This window comes from Mycobacterium sp. 1164966.3 (assembly GCF_001665395.1).
Lineage (GTDB): Bacteria > Actinomycetota > Actinomycetes > Mycobacteriales > Mycobacteriaceae > Mycobacterium.
Map to the genome: position 1 here is coordinate 31,477 of NZ_LZSG01000005.1, position 23,519 is coordinate 54,995.

The 23,519-nt window shown below is 66.2% G+C and carries 22 protein-coding genes; 16 read left to right on the forward strand and 6 right to left on the reverse strand.

The genetic code is table 11. The features are described from left to right. Positions 1 to 147: 147 nt before the first annotated feature. Positions 148 to 1,623 carry a PPE family protein gene (locus tag A9W99_RS02140; protein WP_067372699.1) on the forward strand — a complete coding sequence of 492 codons (1,476 nt, stop codon included), beginning with the start codon at positions 148 to 150 and terminating at the stop codon, positions 1,621 to 1,623. Positions 1,624 to 1,704: 81 nt separating this feature from the next. Here the strand turns inward: A9W99_RS02140 and A9W99_RS02145 are convergent, their stop codons facing one another. Next, entirely contained in the window at positions 1,705 to 3,264 is a 1,560-nt protein-coding gene (locus A9W99_RS02145; RefSeq protein ID WP_067372702.1) for a PPE family protein, read from the reverse strand. A gap of 141 nt (positions 3,265 to 3,405) precedes the next feature. After that, positions 3,406 to 4,314 (reverse strand): oxygenase MpaB family protein, encoded by a 909-nt coding sequence (locus A9W99_RS02150; protein ID WP_067372705.1) that lies wholly within the window; start codon positions 4,312 to 4,314, stop codon positions 3,406 to 3,408. 97 nt (positions 4,315 to 4,411) lie between these two features. Between A9W99_RS02150 and A9W99_RS02155 the strand changes: the two genes are divergently transcribed. Beyond that, the gene (locus tag A9W99_RS02155; protein ID WP_067372708.1) at positions 4,412 to 5,077 is read left to right on the forward strand and encodes a TetR/AcrR family transcriptional regulator; all 666 of its coding nucleotides are present in this window, start codon (positions 4,412 to 4,414) and stop codon (positions 5,075 to 5,077) included. Here A9W99_RS02155 and A9W99_RS02160 read toward each other — a convergent pair. Continuing rightward, on the reverse strand, positions 5,034 to 5,582 hold the full coding sequence (locus tag A9W99_RS02160) for a hypothetical protein (protein ID WP_067373472.1): 549 nt from the start codon (positions 5,580 to 5,582) through the stop codon (positions 5,034 to 5,036). The two genes, A9W99_RS02155 and A9W99_RS02160, sit on opposite strands and share 44 nt — an antisense overlap. A gap of 6 nt (positions 5,583 to 5,588) precedes the next feature. Continuing rightward, the gene (locus A9W99_RS02165; protein ID WP_067373477.1) at positions 5,589 to 6,185 is read right to left on the reverse strand and encodes a VOC family protein; all 597 of its coding nucleotides are present in this window, start codon (positions 6,183 to 6,185) and stop codon (positions 5,589 to 5,591) included. 99 nt (positions 6,186 to 6,284) lie between these two features. Between A9W99_RS02165 and A9W99_RS02170 the strand changes: the two genes are divergently transcribed. The 4 genes from A9W99_RS02170 to A9W99_RS02185 all read left to right on the forward strand — a co-directional run bounded on the left by A9W99_RS02170 (position 6,285) and on the right by A9W99_RS02185 (position 10,878). After that, the gene (locus A9W99_RS02170; RefSeq protein ID WP_067373481.1) at positions 6,285 to 6,935 is read left to right on the forward strand and encodes a TetR family transcriptional regulator; all 651 of its coding nucleotides are present in this window, start codon (positions 6,285 to 6,287) and stop codon (positions 6,933 to 6,935) included. Beyond that, the gene (locus A9W99_RS02175) at positions 6,932 to 8,065 is read left to right on the forward strand and encodes an alpha/beta hydrolase (protein WP_067372711.1); all 1,134 of its coding nucleotides are present in this window, start codon (positions 6,932 to 6,934) and stop codon (positions 8,063 to 8,065) included. Before A9W99_RS02170 ends, A9W99_RS02175 begins: the two co-directional genes overlap by 4 nt. Positions 8,066 to 8,201: 136 nt before the next feature. Then, complete coding sequence (locus A9W99_RS02180; RefSeq protein ID WP_067372714.1) at positions 8,202 to 10,397, forward strand: acyl-CoA dehydrogenase; 2,196 nt, start codon at positions 8,202 to 8,204, stop codon at positions 10,395 to 10,397. A gap of 130 nt (positions 10,398 to 10,527) precedes the next feature. Further along, positions 10,528 to 10,878 carry an ATPase gene (locus tag A9W99_RS02185; RefSeq protein WP_067372717.1) on the forward strand — a complete coding sequence of 117 codons (351 nt, stop codon included), beginning with the start codon at positions 10,528 to 10,530 and terminating at the stop codon, positions 10,876 to 10,878. 67 nt (positions 10,879 to 10,945) lie between these two features. On the opposite strand, the gene fadD2 is transcribed toward A9W99_RS02185, so the two are convergent. Further along, a complete protein-coding gene (gene fadD2 / locus A9W99_RS02190; protein WP_067372720.1) occupies positions 10,946 to 12,625 on the reverse strand; it encodes a long-chain-fatty-acid--CoA ligase FadD2 in 1,680 nt (559 codons plus the stop codon). A 67-nt stretch (positions 12,626 to 12,692) separates the two neighbouring features. Between fadD2 and A9W99_RS02195 the strand changes: the two genes are divergently transcribed. The 10 genes from A9W99_RS02195 (at position 12,693) to A9W99_RS02240 (ending at position 23,027) form a co-directional block, all read left to right on the forward strand. Then, positions 12,693 to 13,949 (forward strand): DNA polymerase domain-containing protein, encoded by a 1,257-nt coding sequence (locus A9W99_RS02195; protein ID WP_067372723.1) that lies wholly within the window; start codon positions 12,693 to 12,695, stop codon positions 13,947 to 13,949. Between the two features lie 32 nt (positions 13,950 to 13,981). Then, positions 13,982 to 14,983 carry an ABC transporter substrate-binding protein gene (locus tag A9W99_RS02200; RefSeq protein WP_067372726.1) on the forward strand — a complete coding sequence of 334 codons (1,002 nt, stop codon included), beginning with the start codon at positions 13,982 to 13,984 and terminating at the stop codon, positions 14,981 to 14,983. A gap of 100 nt (positions 14,984 to 15,083) precedes the next feature. After that, positions 15,084 to 15,755, forward strand: coding sequence for an allophanate hydrolase subunit 1 (locus tag A9W99_RS02205; protein ID WP_067372729.1), 672 nt, complete (start codon positions 15,084 to 15,086; stop codon positions 15,753 to 15,755). A 30-nt stretch (positions 15,756 to 15,785) separates the two neighbouring features. Continuing rightward, entirely contained in the window at positions 15,786 to 16,697 is a 912-nt protein-coding gene (locus tag A9W99_RS02210; RefSeq protein ID WP_067372733.1) for a 5-oxoprolinase/urea amidolyase family protein, read from the forward strand. Between the two features lie 28 nt (positions 16,698 to 16,725). Beyond that, positions 16,726 to 17,271 carry a GNAT family N-acetyltransferase gene (locus A9W99_RS02215; RefSeq protein ID WP_067372736.1) on the forward strand — a complete coding sequence of 182 codons (546 nt, stop codon included), beginning with the start codon at positions 16,726 to 16,728 and terminating at the stop codon, positions 17,269 to 17,271. A 156-nt stretch (positions 17,272 to 17,427) separates the two neighbouring features. After that, positions 17,428 to 18,834 (forward strand): NarK/NasA family nitrate transporter, encoded by a 1,407-nt coding sequence (locus tag A9W99_RS02220; protein WP_067372739.1) that lies wholly within the window; start codon positions 17,428 to 17,430, stop codon positions 18,832 to 18,834. A 288-nt stretch (positions 18,835 to 19,122) separates the two neighbouring features. Continuing rightward, positions 19,123 to 20,541, forward strand: coding sequence for an MFS transporter (locus A9W99_RS02225; protein WP_371514913.1), 1,419 nt, complete (start codon positions 19,123 to 19,125; stop codon positions 20,539 to 20,541). An 89-nt stretch (positions 20,542 to 20,630) separates the two neighbouring features. Next, positions 20,631 to 21,776: a uroporphyrinogen-III synthase gene (locus A9W99_RS02230; protein ID WP_067372745.1), complete on the forward strand. Its 1,146-nt coding sequence runs from the start codon at positions 20,631 to 20,633 to the stop codon at positions 21,774 to 21,776. Next, complete coding sequence (locus A9W99_RS02235) at positions 21,773 to 22,567, forward strand: sirohydrochlorin chelatase (RefSeq protein WP_082929781.1); 795 nt, start codon at positions 21,773 to 21,775, stop codon at positions 22,565 to 22,567. Before A9W99_RS02230 ends, A9W99_RS02235 begins: the two co-directional genes overlap by 4 nt. Before the next feature lie 10 nt (positions 22,568 to 22,577). Further along, positions 22,578 to 23,027, forward strand: a complete 450-nt coding sequence (locus tag A9W99_RS02240) for a hypothetical protein (RefSeq protein ID WP_067239441.1) — start codon at positions 22,578 to 22,580, stop codon at positions 23,025 to 23,027. A gap of 123 nt (positions 23,028 to 23,150) precedes the next feature. Here the strand turns inward: A9W99_RS02240 and nirD are convergent, their stop codons facing one another. Continuing rightward, positions 23,151 to 23,507 carry a nitrite reductase small subunit NirD gene (gene nirD, locus A9W99_RS02245; RefSeq protein WP_067372748.1) on the reverse strand — a complete coding sequence of 119 codons (357 nt, stop codon included), beginning with the start codon at positions 23,505 to 23,507 and terminating at the stop codon, positions 23,151 to 23,153. Positions 23,508 to 23,519: the final 12 nt, after the last annotated feature.

Sequence of the window (23,519 nt, forward strand, 5' to 3'; positions counted from 1 at the left end):
AACTTTCCCCGATGCTCATTCAAATTACCTTGTTGGGCTTTGCCGCCGATCGGGAACTTTCCGGGCTGGTCACCGACTACTTTTGCGTACCGTTTGATTTGTTGAGGAGTTTTCATTGGCGCTTCGGCTGCAGTCCGGCGGCCCACAATGACGGCTCCGGTGTGGATGGCCGCACCGCCCGAGGTGCATTCGGCGCTGCTCAGCAGCGGTCCAGGGCCGGGCCCGATGCTGGCCGCGGCCGGAGCGTGGAGTTCGTTGAGCGCTACCTACGCCGCTGTCGCCGCGGAGCTGTCCGCGCTGTTGGGCGCGGTGGAGGGGGGGTCCTGGGAAGGGCCTACCGCGGCCCGGTACGCCGCGGCGCACCTGCCGTATCTGGCCTGGCTGATGCGGGCCAGCGTGAACAGCGCGGGCGTGGCCGCTCAGCACGAGACGGCCGCTGCGGCCTATACCGCCGCGCTGGCGGCCATGCCGACCCTTCCCGAGCTGGCCGCCAACCATGCGATCCACGCGGTCCTGGTAGCCACCAATTTCTTCGGGATCAACACCATCCCGATCGCGCTCAACGAGGCCGACTACACGCGAATGTGGATCCAGGCGGCCACAACGATGACCACCTATCAGGCGGTTTCGGGAGCGGCGTTGGCAGCGGCCCCGCGAACCGATGCGGCGCCCCAAATCATGGCCGCCGACGACTCAGGCGACGGCGGCGACGACGGCGGAATCATCGACAATGACGGCGGGAATCCGCACGAGGCGAGTTGGTGGCTTAATCGAATCACCGAGATCACCGACACCCTGGGACGGGACCTGGCGGAGTTTCCGTCTGATCCGGCTGCGGCGTTACAGCAGATATTGAATGACATACCGCTACTGATCGCCGACGAGATCGGGCACTTGTTTGAAGCGATCCAGGCCTTCCTCCCAGAACTGACGACGCTGGCGCTGGGTTTGTCGGTCGCCAACATCGGATTCGCGGCGGGAGGCTTCGCCGCGTTGAGCGGTCTGGCCGCCGTGCAGCCGCCGGCAGTTCCCGAAGCGACCACCCCGATTCCCGACGAGGCGCCCAATCTGCCGGTGACCGCCACTTCGCCGGCACTGAACGCCGTCTCGGCCTCGTCTCCCGGCACGGCACCCACCTCGGCCACGGCTCCGGCGACCGCACCAACAGTCACGACGACGGCCGCGAGCGTGCCCACGCCGGCAGCCGGCCCGACGCCCCCGCCCTACCCGTACTTGGTGGGCGGCCCGTTCATGGGGGCGGGCACAGGGATGAGCACCAGCGCACATCGGAAGGCACGCGAACCCGAAATCGCCGCCGCCGCAGCGCCGTCCGCCGCGTCGGCGCGGGAGAAGGAGCGGGCCCGTCGGCGCCGGCGAGCCGCGATGAACGAGCACCACCACGGTTACCGATACGAGTTCTTGGACCTTGACTCCGATGCCGAGCCGCCTCCCTCGACGGTGGCCTCGGATCAGAGTGGCGGAACGCTGGGTTTCACGGGAACGGCTCCCCAAACCGCCGGCGCCGCATCGGGTCTGATCACCCTGAAGGATGACGGGTTCGGTGGCGGCCCGACCGTTCCCATGGTCCCCGGCACGTGGGAGCCCGATCCGGAACGGCCGTAAGCCACGCGCGCGAGCGTGCGCAAATTGCCGGTCAAACCGTCGTTTCCTGGTACATATGCGCGCGCTCGCGGTGGAGCCACACTACTTGGTTTCGTCCGAATCCCAGGTGCCGGGCAGCATCGGCTCCCGCGGACCGCCACCGAACTCATCGCCGGCCAGCGCGGTCAGTCCGGCGGCCTGCGGGGCCACTTCCCGACGCATCGTGCCCGCAAACCCCACCGGCCCCGCACCCTGGTCGGAAGCCGCGGCGCCGGATGGCGGAATCCCGGAATCGGAATCCAGATCCATGTATTCGTCGCGATGTCCGCGTTCGCCGACCGTCGCCTTCCGGCGCCGACGGGCGCGCCGCTGCGCACGCGCCGCCGCCTGCGCCGCTGCCGCGGCCGCCTCGGCCGCGGAATCCGAGGCCGGCTCTTCGGCTTTGGCGCGGGCCGACATTCCCGAACCGAACCCGATCCCGGGACCACCGCCGACGAGATAGGGCGGAAAGCCCCCAATCGCGGCGGCCGACGGCGCGGGCGCCGGGGCGGAGGCAGGGGCGGTAGCCGACGCGGGTGCCGAGGCCGACGTGGGAGCGGTGGCCGGCGCGGTGACGGGTGCGGCAGACCCGGAGGTCGGCACGACCACGGGCGGCGGCGCGGGCGCCGGTGCCGGCGGCGCGACAGGCATACCGATCGGCTCGACGCCGGGCAGCCCGGCCAGCATGGCCAACCCGACTATCGCCCCCACACCGGCGGCGCCGGCGCCCACCATGAGACCGAGCAACTGCGGTCCTATGAAGGGGGCCAGCTGAAGGATGTGAGTCGGCCAGTCGAACAACTCGAGTTGGATCAGGTACCAAATCGCCAGGATCGGATTTTCGAACAGCAATTTGACGAACTGCTCGAACTGCTGAAGCAGTTCCAGCGCCCGAGCCACCCACCACAGCGGGTCGAGCGGGCTCGTATACGAGTCGAAGGGCAGTCCGTTGAGGGTGCCCGCGGCCGGGTCCCAGTTGATCCAGCCGTTGGTGCTCTCGCGAAGCAATTTCGCGATGGCGGTATCCAACTCGCTCTCGAATCCCCCGTCGTGGTCGTGGCCGGAATCCAGCGTCTGCGCATCGGATTTCAGGATCTGCGGCGCTGGCGTCGTAGTCGGCGTCGACGCCACCGCCGTGTCGGACACCGCTTCGTAGGTCGCCATTGTGGTGGCGGCCTGGACCCACATCCGCGCGTAGTCCGCCTCGTTCAGCGCGATCGGAATCGTGTTTATCCCAAAGAAATTCGTCGCGACCAAGACACCATGCACGGTGTGGTTGGCGGCCAGCTCGGGCAATGTAGGCATCGCCGCCAGCGCCGCGGTGTAGGCCGCGGCCACGGTCTCATGCCGGGCGGCGGCCTCCGCGCTGTTGGCGCTGGCCTGCGTCAGCCACGCCAGGTACGGCACATGTGCGGCGACGTACTGTGTGGCCGTGGGCCCTTCCCATGCACCGCCCTGCACCGCGGCCAGCAAGGCTACGAGTTCGTCTGCCGCCGAGGCGTATTCGGTGCTCAGTGACGACCACGCTGCCGCCGAAGCGAGCAATGGGCCGGGCCCGGGGCCGGCACTGAGCAATGCCGAATGCACCTCAGGCGGGGCAGCCATCCACACCGGTGCCGTCATGGGACACCACTCTGTTGTCCGGCATTGGGCACGACGAGCAACGTCACGACAGGTACTCCTCGGGCTGGAGAGTCTTACCAGTCCGGAAGCTTAATGAATATGATTGTCGTTTTCAACAGCTGCCGCGCCGGGGGCAGCGCGCTAGACCAAAGGCCGGCCCGTCCGGATCCTGCGGTCCAGGTCCCAGAGCATGAGGTTGAACGGGAACTCGCGGACCGTCCGCGGCAACATGTTGTTCAACGTGGCCAGCACGGCCATCAACCGGTCGAAGCGCCGCTGCTTGGCGGCATCCCACGGCAACCGCATCTCGTCGCGGAACCGTTGCGGCAGAAAGCCAGTCGTGATCAGCAAGGCAAAGCTCTCCGACAGTCGGCGCAGCGGACCGGGCAGCGTCACTCCGCGAACGCGGGACACCGCGATCGGATACAGGAATTCGCGGACGGTGTCGTCGATGTGCACCTTCTCCAGCGACTCCTGCCAATACCGGTCGAAGGCCGCTCGGTCCGGTGGCCACATATCCGGCGGCACCTGCAGAGTGGTGCCGATCGACATGCCCTCGCGGTAGAGGCGATCGGCCTCCTCATCGTCCAGCTCACCGACGAAGGTGCGATAGATGTCGACGCCGCCCTTATAGATACAGGCCGCCACCCACAGCTGCAGTTCGGGGTCGAATGCGTTGTAGGACACCGGGCTTTCCGGCGTGGAATAGACCTGCGCGTGCGCTCGGTTCACCGCGCGGCGGAAGGCCGCCTTCTGGGTTTCGGTGCCGGCATTGGCCACCGCGATGTAGGTGAAGGTGGTACGGGCGCGCTTGATGGGATGGCGGTCGATGCGGCCGCTCTCGACCCGGCTCTCCGCCACGCCGTGCCCGACGCCGGGGCGCGCCAGCTCCATGATCACGTTGGCCGGGCCGGCCAGCAGCGCGACACCCATCAGGCCGTAGTCTTCGGCGGCCCGTCGTCGGCGTTTGCGCCGGTTCGGCCGGGCCGGATCAGAAATCGGGCGCTCAACATGGGGCACGAGTTGCTGAACCGTCTCTTGAATCGCCATCTGATAACTCCCGCCCGATTCGCCCGCAAATTGTGAGAACGCTTGTTTCCTGATTTTGGCGGTACTCTGCTCTGGTGTCAAGGTGGGTCAGGCCTAGGTGAGCCCGAGTACGCGGCCCTACCGCGGTGTCGACGCCGCCGCACGGTTGGCCGAGCGTCGCGGCCGGCTGCTGAAAGCCGGCCTGGACCTGTTGGGCTCCGACCATCCGGATATCGCGGCGCTGACCGTGCGAGGCGTTTGCCGGCGAGCCGGCCTGGCATCTCGGTACTTCTACGAAAGCTTCGCAGACAAAGATGAATTCGTCAGCGGTGTTTTCGATTGGGCCATCGGCGATCTGGCGGCTACCACCCAAGCCGCGGTTGCCGCAGTCCCGCCAGAAGAGCAGACTCGCGCGGGGATCGCTGCGCTCGTGCGGACCATCTCCAGCGATGCCCGCGTGGGACGTCTGTTGTTCAGCACGCAACTTGCCGATCCCGTAATCGTGCGCAAGCGCGCCGAATCCAGCGCATTGTTCGCGGTGTTGTCCGGGCAGCATGCGGTCACCGCGCTGCGGGCTCCGGCAAACGACCGGATGAAAGCGGGCGCCCACTTCGCGGTCGGCGGAGTCGCACAGACCATCAGCGCCTGGCTGGCGCGAGACGTGCGCATGCAGGAGGAGGAGTTCGTCGAACTCTTGGCGTCGCTGCTCGACGAACTCACCGAGCCGACGCTGTACCGCGTCACGGAAACAACGGCAGTTGCCAAAGGCGCATCCCCGGCTTGAGCAGGTATAGCCGCATCATCGTGATTCGGATGATGCGCAGCGCACTGGTGATCAGGAAGATCGCGATCGGCAGTTCGATCAGCAGCGCGGTCACCAGTGACAACCGGATGTCAGCAGGTCCCGCCGTCATCAGGTCGAACCATGCATCGCAGATCAGCAGCACACCGGAGGTGAACGCGGCAAGCAGCAGCACCTGGCGGCGCAGGTAGCCCAGAATGGCCGTCGCCAACATGAACGCGACCAACAAAACGTCGAAGCCGACCCAGGTCACGTCCCAGTTGTGCGCCACATACTTCTGCGGCAGGGTCATCGAGAGATACCCGATCCAGGGAATCAAAGCGATCGAGCCGCCGACCAGGAGGCTTAATCGGATTCGCCGTATCCGCAGCACCATTTCCGGGTCGATTAACTGGTTGAGGGGTTTCTCCAGGCGGCGGATCAACTCTCGCCGCTCCTCAGGCGTCAGCGCGGCGATCTGAGTGTCGGTCAAGATGCCTTCGGTGATCATGGGCTAACGGCCCGCAACCACCGCGGGTCGGCGGTCGGCCGCGGTCTTGGGCACCGTCCGCGTGTCGCTGTCGGTGAATTCCTTTACCCAGCAGGCGAATTCAAGTGTTATGCCGTCGGGATCCTGGAAGTAGAACGAGCGCACGTAAACCCCCGGATGCACCGTCGCGGATACCTGCATCTCACTCTCGTCGTGATTGAGCACGGGCCCGACACGCACACCCTTGTCTTTCAGCCGCTGCCGGTAGTCGTCGAACTTCTCGGCAGGCACGTGAAAGGCCAGGTGGTTCATGGTGCTGACCGCACTGGTGATGTCACCGATGCCCGGGATGGCTCCGGGCGACGAGATGCCCGGTACGCGGTCGGGTGCGTCGGCGAACCAGAAGAAAGCCACGCAGTCGCCGTTGCCGGCGTCGAAGAAGAAGTGCTGTCCCTGCCCGCCGGGCAGATCGAGCGACTTGATCAGCGGCATGCCGAGGACATTGGTGTAGAAGTCGACGGTGCGCGCCATATCCGAACAGACCAGGGCGACGTGATTGATCCCGCCGAGCTCGAACTCTGAGTTGGTGTTGTGCGGCTTGATTGCGTTGTCCGGACTCATCGCGGTGGGCTCCATCGTTTCGCGGCCAGACGGGCCGGCGCTGGCCAAGATCCAAATGTGAATCTAACATCAGATTCAGTTTTGATCCAGGAGGTGCAGGTGTCGACCGCGTTCGACGGGGCGGGCCGTCCCGCGCAACTCCCGACTCACCGAGGTCGGCGCACCCAGGCCGCGATCGACGCCGCTGCGCGAACTGTCGTCGCGCGCAAGGGAATTCTGGCAACCACCATCGCCGACATCGCCGCCGCGGCGGGGCGCTCGGCGGCATCGTTCTACAACTACTACGACTCCAAGGAGGCGATGGTCCGCCAGTGGGCACTGCGCTTCCGCGACGAGGCCAACCAGCGCGCGCTTCCGGTCACCCGGCACGGCCTGACCAATCGGGAGCGCGCCCACGAGGCCGCCGCCGCCCACTGGCACACCTACCGCAACCGGCTCGCCGAGGTGATCAGCGTGTCGCAGCTGGCGATGGTCAACGACGACTTCGCACGCTACTGGGCCGAGATGTGCTCGATCCCAATATCGTTCATCGCCGATTCGGTGCGGCGCGCTCAGGCCGACGGCTACTGCCCGGAGGACGACCCACAACTGATCGCCGAGGCGATCGTGGCGATGTTCAACCAGTTCTGCTACATCCGGCTCAGCGGGTCCGACACACGGGCACGCTCGACGGACGACGAGGCCTGCATCAAGACCCTCGCCAACATCTACTACCGAGCCATCTACAGCCGGGAGGATCGCTCACATTGACTCGTCAGGCCGGCACGGCGGGGGTTATCCGGGAGTTCGTCGGGCTGCCGTCGCGCACCGCCGGGCGCGCCGGTGCCGGCGGGCATCCCTGCCAAGGGTTGTACTACCGCGGGGTGGGCCGCAAGCCAAAGGTGGCGATGATCGCCACGCACTACCAGATCGACTTCTCCGAGCACTACATCGCCGACTACATGGCCACCCGCGGGATCGGTTTTCTGGGCTGGAACACCCGGTTTCGCGGCTTCGAGAGCAGCTTCCTGCTCGACCACGCACTGGTCGACATCGGAGTCGGGGTGCGGTGGTTGCGTGAGGTTCAGGGCATCGAAACCGTTGTGCTGCTTGGGAATTCGGGGGGTGGTTCACTGATGGCCGCCTATCAGTCGCAGGCGGTGGAACCAAATGTGACCCCGTTGGAAGGGATGCGGCCCGCGGCAGGTCTGGCCGAGTTGCCGCCCGCCGACGGGTACGTCGCCACCGCCGCGCACCCCGGCCGACCCGAGGTGCTGACGGCCTGGATGGACGCCGCGGTCGTCGACGAAAACGACCCGATCGCAACCGATCCCGGCCTCGACGTGTTCGACGAGCGCAACGGACCGCCGTTCTCGCCTGACTTCGTCGCCCGCTACCGCGCGGCGCAGACCGCACGCAACCACGCCATCACCGAATGGGCGGAGGCCGAGCTCAAACGTGTTCGTGGGGCAGGCTTTTCCGACCGGCCGTTCACCGTGATGCGGACCTGGGCCGACCCGCGCATGGTCGATCCCACGATCGAACCGACCAAGCGTGCTCCGAACTCGTGTTACGCCGGCGTTCCGGCCAAGGCTAACCGCTCCGCGCACGGGATCGCCGCAGCGTGCACCCTGCGGAATTGGCTGGGCATGTGGAGTCTGCGGGTGGCGCAGACCCGGGCCGAGCCCCACCTCGCGCGCATCAGCTGCCCGGCGCTGGTAATCAACGCCGAGGCCGACACCGGAGTGTTTCCCTCTGACGCCCAACGCATCTACGACGCGCTGGGCAGCACCGACAAAGCGCGCGCCTCGATCGACACCGACCACTACTTCACCACCCCGGGTGCGCGCAGCGAGCAGGCCGACACCATCGCCGCCTGGATCCACAAGCGGTGGCGCTGAAGGTCCCGGTCCACTGTCGGGCTGACGGGCCGACAGACCCAACCGCTGTCGTCAACCAACCGCCCGGTTGTTAGCTTGGAAGGTGGTTGTCCGAAAACAGGACCCCAAAGCACCCGAAAAGCAGGGAAGGCGACCAATGCCGATCGCGATAACTCCTGAGCATCAGGACCTGGCCGACTCGGTGCGATCTCTGGTGGCGCGGGTGGCGCCGTCCGAGGTGCTGCATGAGGCCATGGAGACGCCCCTCGAGAATCCGCCGCCGTACTGGCAGGCCGCGGCCGATCAAGGACTGCAGGGCGTGCATCTCGCGGAATCCGTTGGCGGGCAAGGCTTTGGGGTCCTGGAGCTGGCCATCGTATTGGCCGAGTTCGGCTACGGCGCGGTGCCCGGCCCATTCGTGCCGTCCGCGATCGCCAGCGCGCTGATTTCCGCCCATGACCCCGACGCCAAGGTGCTCGCCGAACTGGCGTCGGGCGCGGCCATCGCCGCCTACGCGCGGGAGTCGGCGCTGACCGCTACCCGGCACGGCCCCGAAGAAGAAGTGCTGGTGATCCGTGGGGAGGCCCGCGCGGTTCCGGCGGCGGCGCAGGCGTCGGTGCTGGTGCTCCCGGTGGCGATCGACAGCGGCGAGGAATGGGTGGTGCTGCGAGCCGACCAGCTGGAGATCGAGCCTGTCAAAAGCATCGACCCGCTGCGACCCATCGCCCATGTGCGCGCCAACGCCGTCGAAATCGGTGACGACGCCGTACTGAGCAACCTGAGCACCACCACCGCGCATGCGCTGATGTCCACCCTGCTGTCCGCCGAGGCCGTCGGTGTCGCGAGATGGGCGACCGACACCGCGTCGGCATACGCGAAAATCCGTGAACAGTTCGGCCGGCCGATCGGCCAATTCCAGGCGGTCAAACACAAGTGCGCGGAGATGACGGCCGACACCGAGCGGGCCACCGCGGCGGTGTGGGACGCCGCGCGCGCCGTCGACGAGGTCAGCGAGCATCTCGAGTTCGCTTCGGCGGTGGCCGCGACGCTGGCGCCGACCGCCGCCCAGCGGTGCACGCAGGATTGCATTCAGGTGCACGGCGGCATCGGCTTCACCTGGGAGCACGACACCAACGTGTACTACCGCCGGGCGCTGGTGCTGGCCGCGGGTTTCGGCCGCGCCTCGGAACACCCGCAGAAAGTCGTCGACACCGCGACCACCACCGGCATGCGTGCGGTGGACATCGACCTGGATCCCGACACCGAGAAGCTGAGGAGCGAAATCCGTTCCGAGGTAGCGGCATTCAAAGCGATGGATCGAGAGGCACGCAAGATCGCGCTCGCCGAGGGTGGATGGGTGCTGCCGTACCTACCCAAGCCGTGGGGCCGCGCATCCAGCCCGGTCGAGCAGGTCATCATCGCGCAGGAGTTCGCCGCAGGGCGGGTGAAGCGACCGCCGATAGGCATCGCGGCGTGGGTCATCCCGTCCATCGTCGCTTTCGGCACCGAAGAGCAGAAGCAGCGGTTCCTGCCGCCGACGTTCCGCGGCGAAATGATCTGGTGTCAGCTGTTTTCCGAGCCGGGCGCCGGATCGGACCTGGCCGGGCTCTCAACCAAGGCCATCCGGGTCGACGGTGGCTGGCGCATCACCGGCCAGAAGATCTGGACCACCGCCGCGCAGTTCTCGCAGTGGGGTGCGCTGCTGGCGCGGACCGACCCGAACGCCCCCAAACACAACGGCATCACCTACTTCCTGCTCGACATGAAAAGTGAAGGCATACAGGTCAAACCGCTGCGAGAACTCACCGGCAAAGAATTCTTCAACACGGTCTACATCGACGACGTATTCGTGCCCGACGAGTGCGTGCTCGGTGAGGTGAACCGCGGTTGGGAGGTCAGCCGCAATACCCTGACGGCGGAACGCGTTTCGATCGGCGGCAGCGACGCCAATTTCCTGGCCACCTTGCCGGAGTTCGTCGATTTCGTACGCAGTTACCGTTTTGAAGCCCAGCTCGATCAAGTTGCCCAGCACCGCGCGGGGCAGCTGATCGCCGAAGGTCACGCGGCCAAGGTGCTCAACCTGCGTTCGACGCTGTTGACGCTGGCCGGTGGCGACCCGATGCCGTCGGCGGCGATTTCCAAGCTGCTGTCGATGCGCACGGGCCAGGGATATGCGGAATTCGCGGTGTCGTCGTTCGGCACCGATGCCGCGATCGGTGACCCCGATGAGTTGCCGGGCAAGTGGGGCGAATACCTGTTGGGCAGCCGGGCCACCACCATCTACGGCGGCACCTCTGAGGTGCAGCTCAACATCATCGCCGAACGTCTGCTGGGTCTGCCGCGCGATCCCTGAGTCCCCGCGCAGCCACGAAAGTCCCTAGCAGCGACCGGGTTTGGGGCTTTCGCGTCCGCTCCGCATCAAGACGATGGTATACTGATGTACTGAGTTACTGATTTGCGTCGCGCGAAAGGAGGTGGCCCCCGTGAGCGTCAACCCAGGTCCCAACGAACCCGGCGGCTCGCATCGTCCTCAAACCCCACCACCCGGGGATGCGGTGCCCACTGTGCGGCTGAGCCACCTCCGCCAGTCGCCGCAACAGATGGTCAGCCAGGCCCGCGAACAGGCAGCCCGTGGCGCCCAACGCACCCGCCGAACCGTCGACCTGCCCGTCGCAACGCATCGAGCCCTCGACATCTGGCAGCGCGACGCCGCCGACCGGCTGGGAGTGGCCCGGGTGACCGGGCAAGAAGTACTCGCCGCACTCGTCGACCAGCTGCTGGCTGATCCCAAGCTGGCCGCTCAGATCACCCGCGCCATCCAGGCCCGCCGCTGACGGCCGCGAGCAGACGCAAAAAGCCCCCGACACGCCGTGCGTGCGGGGGCTCTTGCGTCTGCTCGCGCTACTTGTCGACGTCCATCTCGCGCAGCTCGCGCTTGAGGATCTTGCCGGTCGGGTTACGCGGCAATTCATCGAGGAAGATCACTTCCCGCGGCACCTTGTAGCGGGCCAACTCCTCCTTCACGTGCTTCTTGAGGGTGTCCTCGTCGACGTCTGAGCCTTCTTTCTTGACCACGAACGCGCGCAGCCGGTGACCCCACTCCTTGTCTTCGACGCCGATCGCGGTGGCCTCGACCACGTCGGGATGCCCGCTGAGGCAATCCTCGACTTCCGCCGGGAACACGTTCTCGCCGCCGGAGACGATCATCTCGTCGTCGCGACCGCTGACGAAGAGCAGGTCATCCTCGAAGTAGCCCACGTCGCCCGAGGACATCAGGCCGTCGATGATCTCCTTGTGGCCGCCGCCGGTGTAGCCCTCGAACGGGAAGGCGTTGCCGACGAAGATCCGCCCGACCTCACCCGGCGGCTTCTCCTTGCCGTTGTCGTCGAGGATCTTCACCTTGACGCCCTTGACGACCGGTCCCACGGTCGCAGGGTTCTTCTCGAGGTCCTTGGGCCCGGCGATGGTGGCGAAGGCGATCTCGGTCGAGCCGTACATGTTGTAGATGACCGGGCCGAAGTCCTTGAGCGCCCGCGAAGCGAGCTCGGCCCCGAGTTGTGAGCCGGACACGAAGATGATCTTCAGGCTGGACAGGTCGGGCTTCTTGTCCATCTTCTCGATCGCGTCGAGGAGCCGTGACAGCATCACCGGTACCACGACCATGGCGGTCGCCTTGTACTTTTCGAGGTCTTCCAGCACCAGCGGCGGCTTGAACTTGCGCCGCAGCACCAGCGTCGAACCCAGGAACATGGCGATGGTGGCGTGCAGATAACCCAGCGCGTGGAACATCGGCGCCGGCAGCGACGTGATCTCGTTGGCCTTGAACGGCACGTGCGACAGAATGCCGCCGACCGGGGCCAGGGTGGGCGGAGTGCTGCGGTTGGCCCCCTTCGGGGTGCCGGTGGTCCCGCTGGTGAGGATGATGATCGACGCGTGCTTGCTGGCCTTGGGAGCCGGATCCTTGCTGCTGCGCTCGATCAGGTCGGCGAGGGTTTCGTCGTCGCAGGGCGTCTGCTCGTCGCTGTCGGGGTTGGTGGCAAGCGCGCGCAGCTTGCCCAGCTCGGGCTCGGCCTTCTTGACGACGTCGCAGTATTCCTGGTCGTAGATGATCAGTTTGGCGCCTTCGCGCTCCGACACCTCTTTTACCTGTGGGCCGGAAAACTCGCTGTTGAGCAGTATGAGGCGGGCGCCCGTCCGGGCAGCGCCGTAGTTGGCGATCATGTACCAGCGATGGTTGCGCGCCAGGATCGCGACACCGTCGCCGGCCTTGACGCCCTTCTCGATCAGGCCATTGGCCACCGCGTGCGCGGCTTCGTCGAGCTCCCGATAGCTGAATTCGCCGTCTTCGTCGATGCACGCCGCGCGGTCGGGATGGCGCCTGGCATTGAGGGACGGCAGCATGCCGAACTCGCCCCACTTCGCGATCTCGGCCGCCATCGCGGCGGTCTTGAGCGGCGACTCCAGCCGGAACGCCCCCGCTTCGAAGATTTTGCGGACATAGTGCAGTTCGGCTGCGCCGCGTTCGACGTATTGCTGAACCTTGGCCGGGATCTGCCCTGGCAGGTCGCTGAGATTAGGCATGGTCTCACCCTATGTGACGTAGGTCGCAGTGCGGTTGGAAAATTTGCGTATAACTACCCTGTACCCCATGACCGAGCCGGTATCACTCGAAGTGGCCGGACACCAGGTCACGATCACCCATCCCGACAAGGTCGTCTTCGAACCGCACGGCGACGCACCCGCCTACACCAAGCTTGACCTGGTCCGCTACTACCTCACGGTCGCGGAAGGGGCACTGCGCGGCGTAGCCGGGCGGCCGATGATCCTGAAGCGCTTCGTCAAGGGCATCTCCGTCGAGGCGGTCTTCCAGAAGCGGGCGCCGGCCAACCGGCCGGAGTGGGTGGAGGTCGCCGAACTGCGGTACGCGTCGGGCACGTCGGCCGAGGAGGCGGTGATCCACGACGCCGCCGGGCTGGCGTGGGTGATCAACCTGGGGTGCGTCGATCTCAACCCGCATCCGGTGCTCGCCGGAGACCTCGATCATCCCGACGAACTTCGGGTGGACCTCGACCCGATGCCCGGGGTGTCCTGGCAGCGGATTGTCGATGTGGCGCTGGTGGCGCGCGAGGTGCTCGAGGACTACGGCCTGGTCCCCTGGCCTAAGACATCCGGGTCGAAAGGCTTCCACGTCTACGCCCGAATCGCCCCGCGCTGGACCTTCAAGCAGGTGCGGCTGGCCGCCCAGACCGTTGCGCGCGAGGTCGAGCGGCGGGCCCCCGACGCCGCAACCAGCCGCTGGTGGAAGGAAGAGCGCGAAGGAGTATTCGTCGACTTCAACCAGAACGCCAAAGACCGCACGATCGCGTCGGCCTACTCGGTGCGCGCCACTCCGGACGCCCGGGTGTCCACCCCGCTGCATTGGGACGAGGTCGCCGACTGCCGGCCTGAAGCGTTCACCATCGCCACCGTGCCGGCCAGGTTCGCCGAACTGGGTGACCCGTGGGCGGGCATGGACTCAGCAGTCGGCGAGCTCGACCGCCTGCTGATCCTGGCCGAAGAGATGGGGCCGCCGGAGCGCGCTCCGAAAGGCACGAAGAGCACAGCCAGAGGCCGCGATGGCCGGCGGGTGTCATCGATGCCGCTGATCGAGGTCGCCCGCACCAAGACACGCGACGAGGCGATGGCCGCGCTGGATACTTGGCGCAATCGTCATCCGGCTGCCGCCGCCCGCCTGCAGCCGGCCGACATCCTGGTCGACGGCATGCGCGGGCCGAGTTCGATCTGGTACCGGATCCGGATCAACCTGCAGCACGTTCCGGCCGACCAGCGTCCGCCGCAGGAAGAGCTGATCGCCGACTACAGCCCGTGGGAGCACTATCAGCCCAAACCGCGGCCGCGTAACTGACCGGCGCGCGGAGCACGCGATACTCTCACGCTGTGCGACAGCGATGGAGCCGACGGGGATTCTTCCAGCTCGCCGGAGCCGCTGGGCTGCTCGCAGCGGGAGCGTCGGAGTCCCTGGCAGGGTGTTCGTCGCCGAAGCCGGAACCCGGTTCCCCCGGCGGATCGGTGACGATCAGCCATCTGTTCGGTCAGACCGTCGTCAAACAGCCGCCCAAGCGCGTGGTCAGTGCCGGATATACCGAGCAAGACGACCTACTTGCCGTCGGCGTGGTGCCCATCGCAGTGACCAATTGGTGGGGTGACCAGCCATTCGCGGTCTGGCCGTGGGCCCAGCCCAAACTCGGCGACGCCAAACCGGCCGTGCTGAGCCTGGACAACGGAATTCCACTGGACCAGATCGCCGGCCTGAAACCGGATTTGATCGTGGCCACCAACGCCGGCGTGGACGCCGACACCTATCAGAAGCTGTCGGCAATCGCACCGACCATCCCGCAGTCGGGTGAGGACGCGTTCTTCGAGCCATGGAAAGACCAGGCAAACGCGATCGGCCAGGCGGTGTTTCAGGCCGACCAGATGAAGTCGCTGATCGATGCGGTCGACCAGAAGTTCGCCGCTGTGGCCCAAAAAAATTCGCAATGGAAGGGCAAGAAGGCACTGTTGATGCAGGGCCGGCTCTGGCAGGGGACTGTGGTTGCGACGGCGGCAGGCTGGCGCACTGATTTCCTCACCGAGATGGGTCTCGCCATCGCCGACAGCATCAAGGAATTCGGCGCCGATCACCGTGCCGTGATCCCGCGCGATCACATCAAAGCGGTCCTCGATTCCGCCGACGTGGTGATCTGGTCCACCGAGAGTCCGGACGATCAGAAGTCGCTGCTGGCCGATCCCGAGGTGGCGGGATCCCAGGCGACCGCACAGAACCGGCACATCTTCACGTCCAAGGAACTTGCCGGCGCGATCGCGTTCGCTTCGCCGCTGAGTTACCCGATGGTCGCCGATCAACTGCCCCCGCTGATCGGCAAGGTCCTAGCCTGACCCAAAGGTATTTGAGCGTTTGCTAAGGCACCTCTGGCAGTGCTCGAAAATCCGCGAAAGATCCTCGCCGAGCCCGCGACGGCAGCGCTACCGTCGTTTTATGAGCGTGACGGATCTCTCTGCGGACCTCTCGGTCGGGCCGGCGAAAAACCTTGCCATTGCCGACTACGGCGACCAAGCGCTGCTGCTGGAATTCGACAGCACCGCCGAGGTATTGGCGTGGACCACCGCTTTGCGGGAGGCGGCCCTGCCCGGTGTGCTCGACATCGTCCCGGCATCGCGCACCGTCCTGGTGAAGCTGGATGGCCCGCGCTACCAGGCGGGCACCCGGCACCGGCTGCGCAAGTTGCGGGTCGCCCCCGACCCGGCACCGCCCTCGTCGTCTGAGCGCACCGCGGACGTGGTGATCGACGTCGTCTATGACGGCCCCGATCTCACCGAGGTCGCCAGCCGCACCGGACTGAGCACTGCCCAGGTCATCCACGCGCATACCGCGACCCTGTGGCGGGTGGGATTCTGTGGCTTCGCACCGGGTTTCGCGTACTTGGTCGACGGTGACCCCCGATTGCAAGTGCCGCGCCGGCCCGAGCCGCGAACGTCGGTCCCGGCCGGTTCGGTCGCCTTGGCCGGCGAGTTCAGTGCGATCTATCCGCGAGAGTCACCCGGTGGGTGGCAGCTCATCGGCCACACCGACGCCGTGCTGTGGGATCTCGACCGATCCAACCCGGCATTGCTGACGCCGGGCATGTGGGTGCAGTTCCGGGCGGCTTGACGGCTTTGAGGGTGGCTTGAAGGAGGCACCGTGGCAACTTTGGAAGTTTTGCGCACCGGACCGCTGGCGGTCGTCCAGGACCTGGGCCGAACGGGTCTGGCGCACATCGGCGTCGGCCGGTCCGGAGCCGCCGACCGCCGTTCGCACACCCTGGCCAACCGCCTGGTGGCCAACCCCGACGACCGAGCCACCGTCGAGGTGACATTCGGTGGCTTCAGCGCCCGGGTCCGCGGCGGCGACGTCGACATCGCGGTGACCGGTGCCGACACCGACCCGACGGTCGACGGAATCACGTTCGGCACCAACAGCATTCAGCATGTGCGCGACGGCCAGGTGATCTCCCTTGGCACCCCCCGGGCCGGGTTGCGGACCTATCTGGCGGTGCGCGGCGGCATCTGCGTCAAACCGGTGCTGGGCTCACGCAGTTACGACGTCATGTCGGCGATAGGCCCGGCACCGCTACGGGCCGGCGACGTGGTGCCGGTCGGTGAGCACACCGACGACTATCCCGAACTCGAACAGGCGCCGGTAGCAGCGATCAACAGGCAAATCGTGGAGCTCATGGTGGTGCCAGGGCCGCATGACGACTGGCTGGTGGATCCCGACGCGTTGGTGCACAAGATCTGGATGGCCTCCGATCGCACCGACCGGGTGGGGATGCGGTTGGTGGGCCGGCCCATGCAATACCGCAATCCGGACCGGCAACTGCCCAGCGAGGGCGTCACTCGCGGCGCAATTCAGGTGCCGCCCAACGGGTTACCCGTGATTCTGGGTCCCGATCACCCGGTCACCGGCGGCTACCCGGTGGTGGGCGTGGTGATCGACGAGGACATCGACAAACTCGCGCAGGTGCGGCCTGGTCAGCACGTCCAGCTGCACTGGGCGCGCCCCCGGTCGCCGCATGGGGCCCGGCTGAGCGCAGCCACCCCGAGTTGGCCGTGATCCGTTAGGCGAAGCCGGAGGCACGCAGGTGCCCAACCAGGTACACACCGCCCGCCTGGTCCACACCGCCGATCTAGACGTCGAGGCCCGCCAGCGCGTCCGCCAGATGGTCACCGACGCCTTCGCCGGCGACTTCACCGAAACCGATTGGGAGCACACGCTGGGCGGCATGCACGCCGTGATCTGCCGGCACGGCGCGATCATCGCGCATGCCGCCGTGGTCCAGCGCCGGTTGTACTACCGCGGTGCCGCGCTGCGTTGCGGATACGTCGAAGGTGTTGCAGTACGCGAGGATTGGCGCGGCAAGGGCCTGGTGACCGCGCTACTGGACGGCGTCGAGCAGGTGATGCGTGGCGCATACCAGCTCGGGGCGCTCAGCTCCTCGGACCGCGCCCGCGGTCTCTATACGTCGCGCGGCTGGTTGCCCTGGCGCGGCCCGACGTCGGTGCTGTCACCCGCAGGCCCGACTCGTACGCCTGAGGACGACGGATCGATATTCGTGCTGCCGGTCGGGCTCAGCCTGGATACCTCCGCGGAGCTCATGTGCGATTGGCGCGCAGGGGATGTCTGGTGACCATGTGGTGACCGTCACACGAATCAACTGACGCTCACACCGCCGGTTCACCAGGGGTGAGCGGAATTTCACGCCCGGGTCACGGTCGGCAGGGCCGCGGGCAACAAAGGATTTCTAGCGTGATCGCCAGGAGCGATGACGTGAGGAGCTTTCGGTATGGGTAAAGGCCGTTCACATATTCTTTTGGACTGGGATCCGGAAGACACTGCGGCCTGGGAAGCCGGCAATAAGAACATCGCCCGGCGCAACCTGATCTGGTCGGTGGCTGCCGAGCACGTCGGGTTCTCGATCTGGTCCATCTGGTCGGTGATGGTGCTGTTCATGCCGGCGTCGGTGTACGGCCTGTCGGCCGGCGACAAGTTCCTGCTGGGCGCCACTGCGACCCTGGTCGGAGGCTGCCTGCGATTCCCCTACACGTTCGCCACCGCGAAGTTCGGCGGTCGCAATTGGACCGTCTTCTCCGCATTGGTGCTGTTGATTCCCACCGTCGGGACCCTGCTGCTGCTGGCTCATCCGGGCCTGCCGCTGTGGCCGTATCTGGTGTGCGCCGCACTCGCCGGTCTCGGCGGTGGCAACTTCGCCTCGTCCATGACCAACATCAACGCCTTCTATCCCCAGCGGCTCAAAGGTTCGGCGCTGGCGCTCAACGCCGGCGGCGGCAATCTCGGAGTGCCGGTGGTCCAGCTGGTCGGGTTGTTGGTGATCGCCACGGCAGGCAACCGGCAACCCTATTGGGTGTGTGCCGTTTATCTGGAGCTGTTGGCAATCGCCGGAATCGGCGCGGCACTGTACATGGACAACCTGCCGCAATACCGGATCCAGATGAGCACCATGCGAGCAGTGCTGTCCGAGCCGCACGCCTGGGTGGTGGCGCTGCTGTACATCGGCACGTTCGGTTCGTTCATCGGGTTCTCGTTCGCCTTCGGTCAGGTGCTGCAGATCAACTTCATCGCCGGTGGGCAAAGTACGGCGCAGGCATCGCTGCACGCCGCCCAGATCGCTTTTCTGGGGCCACTATTGGGCTCGATCTCCCGCGTTTACGGCGGCCGGCTCGCAGATCGCATCGGTGGTGGGCGCGTCACCCTCGCCGTCTTCTGCTCGATGCTGCTGGCCGCCGGGATTGTAATCAGCGCAAGCACTTTCGGCGAACACACCGGACGACCGATGCCGGCCGCGACGATGGTCGGCTACGTGATCGGCTTCGTCGCACTGTTCATCCTGTCGGGGATCGGCAATGGCTCGGTATACAAGATGATTCCGTCGATCTTCGAGGCACGCAGCCACTCTTTGCAACTCAGTGAATCCGAACGCCGGGACTGGTCGCGTTCCATGTCGGGGGCACTGATCGGCCTGGCCGGGGCGATCGGCGCCCTGGGTGGCGTTGGCGTCAATCTCGCACTGCGACAGTCGTATCTGGGCAGTGGCACGGCGACGGCGGCGTTCTGGGCCTTCGCGCTGTTCTATGTCGGCGCCGCGGTACTGACCTGGGCGGTATACGTGCGACGGCCGCTGGAAGCCGCTGTATCGGAGGCTGCTTCGCCAGCGGAGCTGGCTTACGTTTGACGCGAAATGTATTCCAGTTCACACCCGTTGGCGTCGGCCTGACTGCCGCGCGTGGCTGCCAGTGAATTACCAGACAACTGGGATTCAACTTTCAGGCGATAACCGGCCATACCGAGTTGACGACCCGCGATCAGGAATGTGAGCATCGAAACCGCCAGCGGCGCATGCGTCTTCAGTCGAGTTCAGTGCGGCGCTCCATAAGGCCAAAGTCGGCCAGGCAGCTTCAGCAGTGGGATGGCTCGACGAGAGGGCTCTTGGCTAATGGGTGTGCATGGCAGTTTGCGCGGCTTGGGTGTCAGGGCCGGACGCAACCATCGCATCACCGACTGGAATCCGGAAGACATCGTCGCGTGGGAGGCGGGTAACAAGCGCATAGCGCGACGCAACCTGATCTGCACCGTGGCGGGCGACCATGTGGCGTTTTCGATCTGGAGCCTCTGGTCGGTGATGGCGTTGTTCATGCCGGCATCCGTCTACGGCTTGTCCGCCGGAGACAAGCTGTTGCTGGGCGCCGTTGCGACCCTCGTGGGTGGCTGTGTGCGCATCCCTTACACCCTGGGAATCGCCAAGTTCGGCGGCCGTGCCTGGACGACGTTCTCGGCGTTGGTGCTGCTGATCCCGACCGTCGGCACCATCGTGCTGCTGGCCAACCCGGGCCTGCCGCTGTGGCCGTATGTGCTGTGCGCCGCGCTGACCGGCTTGGGCGGCGGCAACTATGCGGCGTCGCTGGCCAACGTCAACGCCTTCTACCCGCAACGACTGAAGGGGGCCGCATTGGCCGTCAACGCCGGCGGGGGCAACCTCGGCGTTGCAGTGATCCAATTGGTCGGCCTGCTGGTTCTGGCCAGTGCAGGACACGAAGCGCCCTACTGGGTTTGCGCCGTCTATTTGGTGCTGCTTGCGATCGTCGGCATTGCAGCGGCGCTGTTCATGGACAATCTGGACCATGGCATCGAGGTGAGCCACCTGCGGTCGATCCTCTTCGACCGGCACACCTACGCGATCTCCCTGCTCTACATCTGCACATTCGGCTCGTGGATCGGGTTTGCCTTCGCCTTCGGGCAGGTGATGCAGGTCAACTTCATGGCCAGCGGGGAAAGCGTCAAGCACGCGTCGTTGCACGCCGCGCAGATCGCGTTCGTCGGTCCCCTCCTGGGCTCGCTGGCTCGCGTCTACGGCGGCAGGCTGGCCGATCGCCTGGGCGGTAGCAGGGTGACGCTGATCGTCCTCGGCGGAATGATCCCAGCCGCCGGGCTGCTGGTCGCCATCAGCACCTTCGCCCACCGCGGCGGGGCTGGGAGTGCGGGGAACTCCGCCGCCATGATCGGCTACGTCGTCGGCTTCATGGCCCTGTTTGTGCTATCCGGGATGGGCAATGGCTCGGTGTTCAAACTGATCCCGTCGGTATTCGAGGCCCGCAGCCGCTCGCTGGACGTCGGCGAGGCCGAGCGCCGCCGTTGGTCGCGCGCCATGTCGGGATCGCTCATCGGCTTCTGTGCAGCGGTGGGTGCGCTCGGTGGCGTCGGGATCAACATGGCGCTGCGCGAGTCCTACCTGCGCAGCGGCACGGGCACCGCGGCCTACTGGGCATTCCTGTGTTCCTATGTCGGCGCTGCGTTCCTGACTTGGGCGATGTACGTTCGCCGGCCGGCACAAGCCGCAGACCTGGCCGGAGCGCAGGACGAATCGCGGCTGGCGAGTGTCTGAGCTCACGTGTGATTCACGCCCCATCATGAGCAATGCGTCAGCAATTGCGTGGTAACGCAACGGAAATCAACCGGGCATACACAGTTCATATGGGCCAGCCAGACTCTGCGCCGCTGACCGGTTACCGCATTGCGGTGACGTCGGCCCGGCGCGCCGAGGAGCTCTGCGCGCTACTGCACCGGCAGGGCGCCGAGGTCTGTGCCGCCGCGGCCATCAACATGATCGCCTTACCCGACGACGACGAGCTGCACCGCAACACCGAGCAACTGATCGCCCAGCCGCCCGACATTCTGGTAGCGCACACCGGCATCGGCTTTCGGGGTTGGATCGCCGCCGCCGAAGGCTGGGGACTGGCCAACCAGCTCATCGAGTCGCTGTCGCCGGTGCGGATCATTTCTCGTGGGCCGAAAGCCACCGGGGCGTTGCGCGCCGCGGGCCTGCACGAGGAGTGGTCTCCGGATTCAGAGTCCTCGCAGGAAGTGCTGGAGTATCTACTCAAATCGGATCTGTCCGGTGCGCGCATCGCGGTCCAGCTGCACGGCGCCGCGGACGCCTGGGACCCGTTTCCGGAGTTTCTCGGCGGATTGCGTTACGCGGGGGCCGAGGTGGTGCCGATCCGGGTCTACCGCTGGAAACCAACGCCTTTGGGCGGCGATTTCGACCAACTGGTCACCGGGATAGCGCGGCGGCAATTCGATGCGGTCAGCTTCACATCGGCACCTGCGGCGGCAGCCGTACTGGAACGCAGCCGGGAATTGAATCTCCAGGATCAGGTGCTGGAGGCACTGCGCACCGATGTGCACGCGATGTGTGTCGGTCCGGTGACCTCGAGGCCGCTGATCCGCAAAGGCATTCCGGCGTCATCGCCGGAACGAATGCGCTTGGGAGCCTTGGCCCGCCATATTGCCGAGGAGTTGCCGATATTGGGTTCGTGTACCGTGCAGGCCGCCGGCCACGCGGTCGACATCCGCGGGACCAGCGTGCTGGTGGACGGTTCGGTCAAATCGCTGTCGCCATCGGGGATGGCGATATTGCGCGCGCTCGCAAAGCGTCCCGGTGACGTAGTCACGCGCAGCGAACTGCTCCGCGTGCTGCCGGGCAACGGCAACGACACCCATGCGGTGGACACCGCTGTGTTGCGGCTCCGAACAGCTTTGGGCGACAAGAACATTGTCGCGACGGTGGTCAAACGTGGCTATCGGCTCGCCGTCGACGCACCAACGGGTGCGCGATGAATCTGGTCATGGTGGCGCACGGCACCCGCAGAACCGACGGCGTGGCGATGATCGGACGCCTCGCCGAGGAGGTGGGCGAGCTGGTCGGCGCAATCGTGCGGGTTGCGTTCGTCGACGTACTCGGGCCTACCCCCAGCGAGCTGCTTTCGCGGTATGCGGCGCCTTCCCATGCATGCCCCGCCATCGTGGTGCCGGCGTTCCTGTCGCGCGGATATCACGTCCGCACCGACCTTCCCGCTCACGTCGCGGCCAGCGGACATCCGAATGTCACGGTCACCCCCGCGTTGGGTCCGGGGCCGCAGATCACCCGGCTACTCGACGATCAACTGGTGAAAACAGGTTGGCGTCCCGGTGATTCGGTGATCCTGGCTGCAGCGGGTACCTCCGATCGACGGGCCCGGGCGGATCTGCGCAGCGCCGCAACGCTGCTAGCCGCGCTGACCGGAGCACGAGTCGACTTGGCATTTGCGGCGGCCGGCGAACCCGATGTCCGCACGGCAGTGGCCGAGGCACGACGCCGGGGTGCTCAGCGCGTCGCGGTTGCCTCGTATCTGCTGGCCGACGGGCTTTTTCAAGGACGGTTGCACGCGTCTGGCGCCGACCTCGTGACCCGGCCACTTGGCACCCATCCCGGGCTGGCGCGGGTGATCGCGAATCGGTTCCGGGTTTTCCAGGGCACCGCGACGCATCGGGGCAGTCGCCGACACTTGTCGAAAGGCGTGGTGCATACAACTCTGCCCGTTTGCCACGCCGAAGCCGCCTACGCTTGCTCTTTGGAGATATCCAGGTAATCCTGACAACATGGCCCGTAACGAAGAGCCTTCGCGTGGGCTCCTCGACGACGTGGCGAAAATGCTGCGTTTGCCGTTCAGCACACCGGAGTTCATCGACCGCATAGTCACCGGCAGTGTCAACCAAGTGGGCCGGCGCACGCTTTTCATGCTGATTACCACCTGGGATGCGGCCGGTGGCGGCCCGTTTGCCGCCAGCGCGATAGCGTCGACGGGGCTGGCCAAGACCGCGGAAATCGTGCAGTCGATGTTCATCGGACCGGTCTTCAACCCGCTGCTCAAAATGCTTGGAGCCGACAAGGTCGCCGTCCGTGCGTCGTTATGCGCCTCTCAACTCGTCGGTTTGGGCATTATGCGCTACGGGGTGCGTTCCGAGCCGCTGCACTCGATGACGGTGGAACAACTCGTCGACGCCATCGGTCCAACGATGCAGCGGTACCTCGTCGGCAAAATCGACTAGTGCAGGCCCCCCTCGTCCCATTGGTGGCGACCCGCCGCGCCCGGCTTCGCCGCGCTTGCGATCGCCCCTCGTCCCATTGGTGGCGACCCGCCGCGCCCGGCTTCGCCGCGCTTGCGATCGCCCCTAGGCGGCCATCCGTGCGATCTGGATGTGCCCTGCCGGCGTGACGCGCGCCGGGTACACCGGCACCGAGACCCTCGGGTCGTCCAGGCAGCTGCCGTCGTCGAGCGCGAAAGCCTGCTTCAGGATGGGCGATTGCACCGTGGCGCGGCCACCCCGATCGCCTACGATCCCGCGTGACAGCACGGCCGCGCCGGAGAACGGGTCGACGTTGCCCACCGCGTGTACCGTGCCGTCGTCCAGCCGGAACAAAGCCGCCTGGCTGCCGTCGTCGAGCAGCACACCGACGCCACGACCCGGAATGAGATGGTCGTAGGCGCAGGCGGTAGTCCACACCTGAATGTCGTTGAGAAGCGTCATGGTTCCTCCTAT